Source organism: Vibrio sp. FE10 (assembly GCF_030297155.1).
Taxonomy (GTDB): Bacteria; Pseudomonadota; Gammaproteobacteria; order Enterobacterales; family Vibrionaceae; genus Vibrio; species Vibrio apostichopi.
In genome coordinates this window covers 3,149,163-3,161,561 of the sequence record NZ_AP028067.1, presented here as the reverse complement: position 1 = coordinate 3,161,561, position 12,399 = coordinate 3,149,163, and the positions used below count along the sequence as shown (strand labels likewise).

The window sequence follows — 12,399 nt, the reverse complement described above, 5'->3', positions numbered from 1 at the left end:
GAGAGTTAGCAATGAGGAGTTTGCATTATGGGATGTTGTGGTAAAGATAAAAAATGCCAAGATGAAGAACAGCAAACAAAAAAAGAGATCCCTTGGTTTCGAATGTTTCTAGGCACAATTATGTTGCTGGTTTTTCTTTTTTGGGAACGTTAAAGGCTTTTTAGTACAGAGCTAGCTTGTGTCGCCGAGGTATTTACTTTGAAAACAAGGACTCAAATACTAAAAAGGGCTGCAGTAATGCAGCCCTAAATTCAAACGCTTAGCTAAAGTGTTAGCTGTTTGATTCGTTGCTTTCTGCAGCAATAATAGCGAAACAGCGATCGGCTGCTTCTAATGTTGCATCAATCTCTTTTGAACCGTGCGCAAGAGACGTAAAGCTTGCTTCGAATGCTGATGGTGCAAGGTAAACACCGTGTTTTAGCATCAGGTGGAAGAAGCGCTTGAAGCGTTCTACATCACACTTGGTTACATCTTCGTAGCACGTTACTGTTTCTTGATCCGTAAAGAAGAAACCGAACATACCACCAACTTGGTGCACCAGCATTGGGATGCCGTGTTTATCCGCTAGGTGTTTGAAACCGCTTGCTAGCTGTTTAGTTTTCGCAGCAAGACGCTTCTCGTTGCCTTCTTCTCTTAATAGCTTAAGACATGCGTAGCCAGCTGCCATTGCAACAGGGTTACCAGAAAGCGTACCTGCTTGGTAAACTGGACCTGTTGGTGCGATGTACTGCATCACATCTCTACGACCACCAAAAGCACCCACTGGCATACCGCCACCGATCACTTTACCAAGACACGTTAGGTCAGGCTTGATGTTGTAGTAAGCTTGAGCACAACCTTCTGCAACGCGGAAACCAGTCATTACTTCATCAAAGATCAGCAACGCGCCCTCTTGGTCACAGATTCCACGAAGACCTTCATGGAAGCCTTCTACTGGCGGGATACAGTTCATGTTGCCAGCGACTGGCTCAACGATAATACATGCGATTTCGCCTTTATTTGCCGCGAAGATTTCACGTACAGAATCTAGGTTGTTGAACGTTGCTGTTAGTGTCAGCTTAGCAAAGTCAGCTGGAACACCTGGAGAGCTTGGTTGACCTAAAGTCAGTGCGCCAGAACCTGCTTTTACAAGTAGGCTGTCTGCGTGACCGTGGTAACAGCCTTCAAACTTAAGAATTTTGTCACGACCAGTGAAGCCACGAGCGAGACGAATCGCACTCATTGTTGCTTCTGTACCTGAGCTAACCATACGCAGCTGTTCCATTGATGGAACCATTTCAGATACTAGCTCAGCCATTTTGATTTCAGTTTCAGTTGGAGCACCGAAACTTAGACCACGTTGCGCCGCATCAATAACAGCTTCACGGATAACCGCGTGGTTGTGACCTAAGATCATTGGACCCCAAGAGCCAACGTAATCGATATATGCTTTACCATCAGCATCAAAAAGAAGTGGGCCGTCAGCTCGCTCAACGAAGATTGGAGAACCACCTACACCGTTAAAAGCGCGCACTGGAGAGTTAACGCCACCTGGAATAGTTTGCTGTGCCTTTTGATACAGTTCTGCTGATTTGGTCATTGATATATCCTCTTTTGACTGTCGGACCAATTGGCTCGCATTGTACCTATCCCGAATCCAACTAGGAATGCTTTCGCCGATATAATCCCCCGAATCTGGTTGTTTTGTGTGGTTACACGTTTTAATTGTCAGATTCTGGCGAGTTTACAACAGTAAAAGGACCGATCCTGTGGTGAATACTTGAACGTTTCAGTCAGGTATTAGATAATCACCAGAATATAAGAAAATACTCAACAACTATGGTCTCGAATTAGATTTGTATCATGTTGTTTTTGACACAGGTAAGAGAGGTTGTCGTGAGCGAAGTAAATATCCCATTGTCTTTTTCTGATGCAGCAGCTACCCGCGTACAAACGCTAATTGCTGAAGAAGAAAATCCAGAACTAAAACTGCGTGTATACATTACAGGTGGTGGTTGTAGTGGTTTCCAATACGGCTTCACATTTGATGAAAAAGTAAATGATGGCGACACTACCATTGTAAACAGCGGTGTAACGCTGGTTGTTGACCCAATGAGCCTACAGTACTTAATGGGCGGCATGGTTGATTACACTGAAGGCCTAGAAGGCGCACGCTTCTTTGTTAATAACCCGAACGCTACAACAACATGTGGCTGTGGTGCTTCATTCAGCGTATAGCTTGAACTGAAAAAGCTGAAGCTACATTAGAAATACTGCAAACGCCGAACCTATGTTCGGCGTTTTTGTGTTTATAGACTCCTTAAAAAACCGCAGTAAGCAAAGCCTCACGGTCGACTGCTTGGCTTTTTCACCGAAATCAGTACTTACCTCGATATTTAACCTATTATTTTTCAACGCATTCCCTCCACTTTTAGTACACGGCATATTTTTTAAACTGTCGATAGTGTCCAACTTCGTTTGGTTTTGGTCTGTTAAGGTTATCTCTGTGCATATGGAAGTTGCACATAACAGTGTTGAGCCAATTGGCGCGCCTTAATTACATCGGACAAAAGGATTTGTTATGCCCACTCTATTTCCTAACTCACCTCTTTTTCAGAAACTTAAGCAGCCGTGGCTGGTTTCGTTGATTCTAGTGATGTTGTTGTCTATCTGGCTTGGCTTAGGAGTGGGACAAGCGGAAGAGTCGCCTGAGAAAAAAGCGACCGAGATTCCGTTGGCTAAGGTTTCCTTTCAAACATTCAGCTCATCACCGACCTTCAAAACGATTGACCTCTATGGACGAACGGCGCCCGATAGGCACGCTCGATTAGGAGCAGAAGTTGCGGGTAAGGTCGTCCGACTGAATGTTGTTAAGGGCGATACGGTTAAAGCAGGGCAAGCCATTGCTCAGATTGATAAAGGCGATTTAGAGATCCAGTTGGAGCGAGCATCTGCGTTATATCGTTTGAAACAGAAAGAATTTAAAGCCGCGCAGTCTTTGAAGAAAAGAGGTCTGCAAGGCGAGATAGCCTATACCACCGCAGAGGCTTCACTTACGGAAGCAAAGGCCATGAAGCGCAATGCGGAATTGGCTTTAAAGAATACCGTGATTACCTCACCTTTCTCGGGTGTGGTTCAAGATCTGATGGTGGAGCTCGGTGATTTCGTTGGCGTTGGCGATCCTGTCGCTGGCGTGATTGACCTCGATCCTTTGGTTATTGAGGCTGATGTTAGTGAACGTCATATCCAGCATTTGTTAGTCAATCAATCCGCTTTGGTTCGCCTATTAGGGAGAGAAGAAGCAGAAGGTCGTCTGCGTTATGTTTCTCGAATCTCTTCAGCCTCAACCAATACCTTCCCAATTGAGATTGAAATCGATAACTCCGATGGCCTATTACCTGCCGGTGTCAGTGCCGAAGTCACCCTCAATCTAGAAACGAGAGACGCTATCAAAGTGACACCTGCCATGCTTGCACTAGATGAGGCGGGTAACCTTGGAGTTAAAACTTTGGTTTCAATTGATGACTCACCAATCGTGAAATTTGTCGGTATTCAACTGGTGAAAGCTGAGCAAGATGGAGTCTGGCTCACGGGATTAGGTCAGCGTGTCGATATCATCACGGTGGGGCAAGGTTTTGTTCGTGATGGTGATTCGGTGATTGCGGTTGAGCAAGGCGCTGAACTCTCTAACGTAACCGCAGAGTAGGAGATAACTGATGTATTCAATTATTGATGCAGCCTTGTCTCGTGCTCGAACAATGCTCTCCCTTTTGGCGTTAATTCTTGTCGCCGGTGTCATTACCTATATCACTATACCTAAGGAATCGAGCCCAGACATCACTATTCCAATTATCTACGTTTCAGTCGGGCACCAAGGGATCTCGCCAACCGATGCGGAGCGTTTATTGGTACGCCCTATCGAGCAAGAACTAAGGTCAATTGAAGGCGTAAAAGAGATGACGGCAACCGCTGCAGAAGGGCATGCCTCTGTGGTGTTGGAGTTTAACGTTGGTGTCGATCTCACCAAAGCGATGGCAGATGTGCGTGATGCGGTTGATCTGGCTAAGCCCAAATTGCCAGAAGATAGCGATGAGCCGACGGTCAATGAGGTGACACTCGCGTCTGAGCAGCCTGTGTTATCTGTTGTGTTATTTGGCACCGTCCCTGAACGTACTATTGTACAAATTGCACGAGAAGTAGGAGATAAACTAGAAAGCTATCGTCAGATCCTTGAAGTCGACATTGCAGGCGATCGTGATGACATTGTCGAAATCATTGTTGACCCTTTGTTGATGGAGAGCTACAGCCTAGATCAAGCGGATATCTATAACCTGATCGCTCTGAATAACCGAGTGGTTGCGGCCGGTTTTGTAGATACGGGTTATGGACGTTTCTCTGTCAAAGTTCCTTCGGTGTTTAACTCTCTAAAAGACGTGCTTGAGCTACCAATTAAAGTGGATGGTAAGCAAGTAGTGACCTTTGGTGATGTAGCGACGGTTCGTCGAGCATTTCGAGATCCAGAGAGTTTTGCTCATTTAGATGGTAAATCCGCGGTTGTCTTGGATATCAAGAAGCGCGCGGGTGAAAACATCATTGAAACCGTTGAGCTAGTCAAGGCAATAATGGCAGGTGCTCAGCAGCAAGCTGAATGGCCAAATAACCTATTGGTCAAATACACTTGGGATGAATCTAAAGATGTGAAGATCATGCTCAACGATCTTCAAAACAATATCTTATCCGCCATCATTTTAGTGGTGATCGTTATCATCGCCATTCTTGGTGTTCGAACCGCGTTATTGGTCGGAATTTCAATTCCTGGATCATTCCTCACAGGGTTATTGGTGCTGTCTGTGTTTGGTTTAACCGTCAATATCGTGGTGCTCTTCTCGTTGATTATGGCGGTTGGGATGTTGGTTGATGGAGCGATTGTGGTTACCGAGTTTGCCGACAGGCGAATGCAAGAAGGTGAAGGACGTAAAGCCGCTTACCGGGATGCCGCTAAGCGTATGGCATGGCCGATAACAGCGTCTACCGCGACAACGTTGGCGGCATTTGCTCCGTTACTGTTTTGGCCGGATGTGACGGGCGAATTCATGAAGTTCTTGCCATTAACGTTGATTGCGACCTTAACCGCGTCATTGATTATGGCACTGTTGTTTGTGCCAGTGTTAGGCGGCTTGATTGGTAAACCTCAATACGTATCACCCCAAAGCCAAGCGCGAATGGTGGCATTGCACAATGGTGATTTCTCACAGGCTACTGGTTTAACCAAGGCTTATTACCACACACTTTCGATTGCGATTAAACACCCATTTAAGATCCTCTTCAGTGCGATACTGCTCGCGGTTGCGGTTGGTTTTACTTATTCAAAAGCGGGTCTAGGTGCAGAGTTCTTCCCAGAAGTTGATCCTCCATTTTTTAACGTAAAAGTTCGTTCTCATGGTGATCTATCCATCCAAGAGAAAGATGTCATCATGCGCGATATTGAACAGATGATGTTAAATCATGATGAGTTCGATACCGTTTACACGCGTACTGGTGGTGACGACCAAATTGGTTTGATATCGATCACCCCTGTGGATTGGCAATACCGTCGCAGTGTTAAGGCGATCATTGATGAGTTAAAAGTGCAAACCGATCAATACGCTGGTGTTGAGATTGAATATAAGTTTCCAGATGCAGGGCCTCCGGTTGAAAATGACTTAGTGATTGAGCTCTCGGCCAAAACGCCAGAACAGCTCAATCAGGCGGCTAAGATCGTCAGAAGCTGGGCGGATGGTAATCAAGCACTGACCAACATCAGCGACACTGCAAGCAAAGATGGTATCGATTGGAAGGTGGATATTCGCCGAGACGATGCCGCACGTTTTGCAGCAGATGCGACCTTAGTTGGTAATACCGTTCAATTCGTCACTAACGGATTGAAGATTGGTGATTACCTACCTGATGATTCATCAGAAGAGGTCGATATCTTGGTTCGTTATCCGAATGATAAGAGAGACATTGGACGCTTTGATCAGTTAAGAGTAAAAACGCCAGCAGGCTTAGTACCGATTACTAACTTCGCGCAGATTGTTCCTGACCATAAGCAAGACACGATTAAGCGTCTTGATGGAAAGCGTGTGGTGAACATCATGGCGGATATGGATGAGGGCTATAACCTTGCCCTCGAACTGCCAAAGATCGAACAGTCGCTGAGTGAGTTAGGGCTACCGAGTAGCGTTGAGTTCCGTATTCGTGGTCAGAATGAAGAACAAGAAAACTCTTCAGCCTTTTTACAAAGTGCATTCATGGTTGCTCTTGCAGTCATGGCGTTGATTCTGATTACTCAGTTCAATAGCTTCTATCAAGCGTTCTTGATTCTTAGTGCGGTGTTGTTTTCGACGGTCGGTGTGTTTGTCGGTTTGCTTATCTTCCAGCGTCCGTTTGGCATTGTGATGTCTGGTATTGGGGTGATTGCATTGGCAGGTATAGTAGTGAATAACAACATCGTATTGATCGATACCTATAACCAGTTAATCAAAAGAGGCTTGGATAGGCGAGATGCGATTCTAAGAACCGGTGTTCAGCGTTTAAGGCCGGTAATGCTGACTACTGTCACCACCATTTTAGGCTTGATGCCGATGGTGCTAGAGATGAATATAGATTTGATTAATCAAAAGATAGAGTTTGGCGCGCCGAGTACGCAATGGTGGTCACAGCTTGCGACTGCTATTGCTGGAGGTTTGGCATTTGCGACGGTACTAACCTTGGTGCTGACGCCTTGTTTGCTGATGCTAGGGCGAGACAATAAACCCGATATGATCCAAAGCAACGACGATGAACGATAAGTACTGGTTCGACGGAAATAAAAAGAGCGCCTTGGTGGGCGCTCTTTCCGTTTATTTATAGGGTTCTTAACCTTAATTGGTTGCTAGTAATCTAATTAGTCGCTAGCAACTGGCCGTATCGTTCAAGGTTATTCAGTCGAATCTCAGAGTTAGCAATGAAGGTTGCTTTTGCTTTACCGGTTAACGACTTCGATTGCGGCAATTTCACGGTACGCGCATTTTTATGTACGCCATTGACCAAGAATTCATAGTGTAAGTGCGGTCCAGTAACACGACCTGTACCACCCAAAGTACCAATGGTTTGACCTTGTTTTACGCGCTGGCCTGTTTTCACCATACGTCGCTTCATGTGCAGGTACTTAGTGATGTAGGTGTTACTGTGTCGAATGAACACATAGTTACCGTTGAATTGGTTATAACCCGACTTCTGAACAATACCATCACCGGCTGCCCAAATAGGTGTGCCAACAGGAGCTGCATAGTCAGTACCACGGTGAGCTCGAACCTTGCCTGTCACTGGGTGTTTTCTGCGTGGGTTAAAGTTCGATGTTACACGACGGAAGTCAATTGGCGAGCGTAAGAAAGCTTTCTTCATCGCACGACCATTCTCATCGAAGTAGTTGCCGCTCTTGTCATCCAGTACCGCAGTAAATGAATCGCCTTGGTTTTTAAACACAGCAGCCATGATCTTGCCGCGGCCAATCACTTCGCCTTCAACCACTTTTTCTTGATACAAGATTTTGAAGCTGTCGTTCTTACGAATATCCAACGCAAAGTCGATATCCCAACCGAAGATACCGGCGAGTTCCATGATTTGGTTTGCGGTTAAACCTGCGCTAACGCCTGCATTCCAGAAGTTAGAGGTAATGTTGGCTTCAGCGTAATTGTATTGGTAGGCAACTTCTTTCTTGTCGATGCTAGAGGTAAACGAATCGCCAGACTTAGTGATTTTGAAGCTTTCAAACGCACTAAGTTGTCGTTTTAACTGAATAAGGTCGTTGTTTTCATCAAAACCGAATTGCAATACATCGCCAGGTCTTAGGTTAGACAGCTGCTTCTTAATATCATTATTGGTATTGAGTAGCGTGATCAGCAAGCGGTATGAGAGGCCAATACGTTCAAATAAGACAGAGGTGCTTTCGCCAGAACGAACGGTATATTTCTCCCAATTAAGCACAGCCGTCGGCGGTGCGTCACTCGAGCTAACAAGTGCAGATGCATTGATAGTCAGTGGGTAATGTTTCCCCACCACTAAAGCGCCCGTATCGTCACGTAAACTACTGACATCGGGGAGTAAGAAAATCGCGACGAAAATTACGGCACTAAAAAATGCGATAAAAGCCCGGTGCAAAATAGGAAGGCGTGCAAAAATAGACAACATGTTCCAGTTCGTTCTGTAAATATTATGAAAATCGACGACGGAATAGTGTAACTGGTTTCAAAATACATCGCTATTCAAGTAAGATGTCTAATTATTATATTTTTGCCAAATCTGTGGGAGTGAACAAGAATGGCGAGTATTGAAGCTGCACTAGCCGAGATCAAACGTGGCGTAGAAGAACTGATTCCAGAAGACGAACTGATTGCTAAATTAAAAGAAGGTCGTCCTTTACGCATTAAGCTGGGTGCCGATCCAACTGCTCCAGATATCCACCTAGGCCATACGGTTATCTTTAACAAGCTTCGTGCTTTCCAAGAGCTTGGTCATGAAGTGACATTCCTTATCGGTGATTTCACTGCAATGGTTGGTGACCCATCTGGTAAGAACTCAACGCGTCCACCGCTAAGCCGTGAAGACGTATTGAAGAATGCTGAAACTTACAAAGAACAAGTATTCAAGATTCTAGATCCTGCGAAAACGCAAATTCGTTTTAACTCTGAGTGGTTATCTGAGCTTGGTGCAGAAGGCATGATTCGTCTTGCTTCTAACCAAACTGTTGCTCGTATGCTTGAGCGTGATGACTTTAAAAAGCGTTACGCTGGTGGTCAACCGATCGCAATCCACGAATTCATGTACCCACTTCTTCAAGGTCACGACTCTGTTGCACTAGAGAGCGATGTTGAGCTTGGTGGTACTGACCAGAAGTTTAACCTTCTAATGGGTCGTGAACTGCAAAAAGCTGCAGGTCAAAAACCACAAGCGGTGCTAATGATGCCACTACTTGTTGGTCTAGACGGCGTTAAGAAGATGTCTAAGTCTGCGCACAACTACATCGGTATCAGCGAAGCACCAAGCGAAATGTTTGGTAAGATCATGTCTATCTCTGACGATCTAATGTGGAGCTACTACGAGCTACTGTCTTTCCGTCCACTTGAAGAAGTTGCGGAGCTGAAAGCTGGCGTTGATGCAGGTAAGAACCCTCGTGACGTGAAAGTACTTCTTGCGAAAGAGATCATTGCTCGTTTCCACAGTGAAGCGGATGCAGATGCGGCTGAGCAAGAGTTCGTTAACCGTTTTGCTAAGAACCAAGTACCAGATGATATGCCTGAATTCGAATTCGAAGCTGGCCTGCCAATTGCGAACGTTCTAAAAGAAGCAGGTCTTGTAAACTCTACTTCTGATGCGATGCGTATGATCAAGCAAGGCGCTGCTAAGCTTGAAGGCGAGAAGATTGAAGATAGCAAGTTTGTACCTGAAGCAGGTACTGCAGTTTACCAAGTCGGTAAACGTAAGTTTGCTCGTATTACTATTAAGTAATAACGCACATCAATAATTGAACAAAAGGCATCCACGGATGCCTTTTTTATTGACACAAAGTTGACGAAGTTTTTGAACGTGCATTGCTACACTATGCGCGCTGTCATATTGACAGTAATTCTGGAGATTTTTATGAACAATACCGACCATCCTCCTAGTTTGAATGGAGAAGAATAACCTGTCTCGGTATTGATCTATTGTCCTGCCGTTCAGGTAGGGTATCTTTGTTTTTCCCCCTCATTCTTTTCCACACACTAGATTCTAACAAGTAGACACATTAGCGCTTTAAGTTATTGATATATTAGCTTTAAGCTTTTGGTTCGCCTAGCTATACGCTCTTGATACACGAGTTATATGTTCTTGGTGTACTCGCTATAAGCTATTTGTTTTGATGGTCGTTACCTTTGCCAATCGGGAGATTCGCCATGACGGTAATGAACAACACTTTTTTATCTATTGAAGCTCTGTACTCAGAGAAAGACATCCAAGCTGTATCTAATGCCTTTCAACAGTACGGACGTGAGCAACAAATTAACCTTTTGAACCGTATGCCACTTGAAGATGCGGTGTTAGTACTCGGGCAATGCTCTCTTAGTACGATTCAGACTTTACTTAGTGAGCTAGAAGAGCAGGGCTTTGAGAAGCGCTCTCGACATCTAGCTCACCAACTAGGGCTGATTTATTCAGAGGTTGAACCTCAACAGGGTTACCTTTCAACTGGAGTGCTTAGCCATGTTAGGCAGCGTATCGGTTGGATTATTGCCTTAGCGCTGCTGGGTATTGTCTCTGGGCTTATCATTGCTCAGTATGAAGACATTCTTAGCCAACTAGTACTTCTGGCGATCTATATGCCAGTAATCGCTGCTGCGGGTGGCAATACAGGCACACAAGCGGCGACTTTGGTTATTAGGGCCTTAGCCACAGGGGAGTTGAAGAAACGCCAGTGGGCGAACGTTCTTTGGAAAGAATTTAGAGTTGCTATCTGCTTAGCACTTGCGATTGCCTTGGTGATGATAGGCCGCATCTTACTGTTTAGTGACAACCAATCAACGGGTGGTTACGACATTAATATGATTGCTTACGCGATTGCTGTCGCTCTGTTTATTCAAGTGACAATATCAACCGTGCTAGGCGCTGGGTTACCGATTGTTGCTCGGTTATTCAAATTAGATCCTGCGGTGCTAGTGAGCCCAGTACTGGCTTCGATAGTCGATATTTCAGGAATGTGGATCTATTTCACTGTCGTTAACTCATTCCTCGGTATCGCTTAGCTTCTATAAAAATAGCTAAAAACACCTTATAAACAAAAATGGCGCTGAAGATTTAAGATCTTCAGCGCCATTTTCTATTGTTTAATTGACCGCTTACAAGAAGCTAGCCGCTACTGAGATTTGCTCTGTGTTTGACTAAACTCGACCACATCTTTGTAGAAAGCACGTTCAAATTGGGTAATAGGCGCTTCGACTGGTTTGTCTGGGTCTGGCTTATCAGGGAAGTAATCACGCACAAACTGCACGAAGATCGAATTTGGATTACCTGACTTATCTAAACCAAACCCCGCCATGTTGTAGCTGCCATATAGTGAGCCGCTCTTTGCGATGATATTGCCTTGGATCGGTGCCTTTCGCATGCTTTGACGATATTTGAGTGTGCCATCAGTGCCTGATGTTGGCATTGCATCGATTAGGTTGAGCTGCTGGTTGTTATCCCAGATGTAACGCAGAACCTGTGCCATGGTCTGCGATCTCATTCGGTTATTTCTAGATAACCCTGAGCCATCAACCAACTGAGCTTTGCTTAGGTCAATGTTGGCCTTAGTCAGTAATATCTGCTTGATCGCTTCGGTGCCGTTATTGAAACTACCAGGCTGGACATAAAACGTTGCACCCAATGTTTTGGTGAGGTTGTCTGCGATTAGGTTGTCTGATTTCTTCAACATGGTATCGAGCAGTTTAGGAAGCTTTTCTGAATGGTGGCTCGCGACTAACGTAGTTTTGTCTGCTTTAGCTTTTTTACCCACAATTACATCGCCTTTAACTTGGATTTTCAGCTCTTTAAGAAGCGATGTCACGACTTGGTAGGTATAAAGCTCTGGGTTTTGAATAGCAAACTTGAGTGGTAGTGGTTTCTTACGCTCAACTAAGCAACCAGAGAGCTTGTAAGCGTTGTCTGGAGTCGTTATGAGCTCTAAGTCGCATTGTGTGGCCTTCTGCCCTGAGCGAGTTACGGTGGCTGCGGTGGTTGTCACGTCTATCGGATAATGAGCTGGAATATATACCCGTGTCGAACCGTTATCTTTCGTATAAATAGAAGCTTGCGCACAGTTGCTGTCTAAGGTCATCGCGCTAGAAGGCGCGCTGTAACAAACGCCTAGAATGTCCCAAGGCCAACCAACCGCTCGTTGATAGCCCGTATAAGCCGAGTTATCGAGGTATAAGTTGCCCTTGATGGTTTTAGATTGCGATTTAGCGTATTGAGATAAAAGGCTTTTTAGATCTTCTCGTTGTAGCGTTGGGTCACCGCTGAATGAGATCATCACATCTTCATTAGAACGAGCTATGTCGGTCGTGTAGTGAAAGTCATCCCCCAGTTCCAACTTAGTCGCCAAAGCCGTAACCAGTTTTAAAGTACTGGCTGGTGGGTAAAAACCAGTAGTGTCGGTATTCATTTCACTTGAATCGCCACTCAATGACTGCAGTATTAAGCTTGTGCTGCTGCCATCGGGCAGTTTATCTAAAGGGGCGTATGCGAAAACGTTAATAGAGGAAACGCTGATGGAAAAACTACACAGAAGTAGAGTAGGTAGAAGGCGCATAGAAGATTTTCTTGGATGGCTGATTTTTTCAGTATACAGATATAAAAAACGCCCGCTAGATAGCGGGCGTTTTGATT

General features: G+C 45.1%; 8 protein-coding genes. 5 read left to right on the top strand and 3 right to left on the bottom strand.

Going from position 1 to position 12,399, the window contains the following annotated elements; translation table 11 throughout:
- Positions 1-271: 271 nt before the first annotated feature.
- Positions 272-1,579 carry a glutamate-1-semialdehyde 2,1-aminomutase gene (hemL, locus tag QUF19_RS14015; protein WP_286294704.1) on the bottom strand — a complete coding sequence of 436 codons (1,308 nt, stop codon included), beginning with the start codon at positions 1,577-1,579 and terminating at the stop codon, positions 272-274.
- A 296-nt stretch (positions 1,580-1,875) separates the two neighbouring features.
- Here hemL and erpA point away from each other — a divergent pair, with 296 nt between their 5' ends.
- The 3 genes from erpA (at position 1,876) to QUF19_RS14000 (ending at position 6,809) form a co-directional block, all read left to right on the top strand.
- Complete coding sequence (gene erpA, locus QUF19_RS14010; RefSeq protein ID WP_004734539.1) at positions 1,876-2,217, top strand: iron-sulfur cluster insertion protein ErpA; 342 nt, start codon at positions 1,876-1,878, stop codon at positions 2,215-2,217.
- A 343-nt stretch (positions 2,218-2,560) separates the two neighbouring features.
- Positions 2,561-3,685, top strand: a complete 1,125-nt coding sequence (locus QUF19_RS14005; protein WP_286294699.1) for an efflux RND transporter periplasmic adaptor subunit — start codon at positions 2,561-2,563, stop codon at positions 3,683-3,685.
- 10 nt (positions 3,686-3,695) lie between these two features.
- Positions 3,696-6,809 (top strand): efflux RND transporter permease subunit, encoded by a 3,114-nt coding sequence (locus tag QUF19_RS14000; protein ID WP_286294698.1) that lies wholly within the window; start codon positions 3,696-3,698, stop codon positions 6,807-6,809.
- A gap of 91 nt (positions 6,810-6,900) precedes the next feature.
- Here the strand turns inward: QUF19_RS14000 and shyC are convergent, their stop codons facing one another.
- Positions 6,901-8,190: a peptidoglycan DD-endopeptidase ShyC gene (shyC, locus tag QUF19_RS13995; RefSeq protein WP_102437746.1), complete on the bottom strand. Its 1,290-nt coding sequence runs from the start codon at positions 8,188-8,190 to the stop codon at positions 6,901-6,903.
- 129 nt (positions 8,191-8,319) lie between these two features.
- Between shyC and tyrS the strand changes: the two genes are divergently transcribed.
- Both tyrS and QUF19_RS13985 read left to right on the top strand, forming a co-directional pair.
- On the top strand, positions 8,320-9,507 hold the full coding sequence (tyrS, locus tag QUF19_RS13990; RefSeq protein ID WP_017633272.1) for a tyrosine--tRNA ligase: 1,188 nt from the start codon (positions 8,320-8,322) through the stop codon (positions 9,505-9,507).
- 425 nt (positions 9,508-9,932) lie between these two features.
- A complete protein-coding gene (locus tag QUF19_RS13985; RefSeq protein WP_016768990.1) occupies positions 9,933-10,778 on the top strand; it encodes a magnesium transporter in 846 nt (281 codons plus the stop codon).
- Between the two features lie 110 nt (positions 10,779-10,888).
- Here QUF19_RS13985 and dacB read toward each other — a convergent pair whose 3' ends face one another.
- Entirely contained in the window at positions 10,889-12,322 is a 1,434-nt protein-coding gene (gene dacB / locus QUF19_RS13980) for a serine-type D-Ala-D-Ala carboxypeptidase (protein ID WP_286294697.1), read from the bottom strand.
- Positions 12,323-12,399 lie beyond the last annotated feature (77 nt).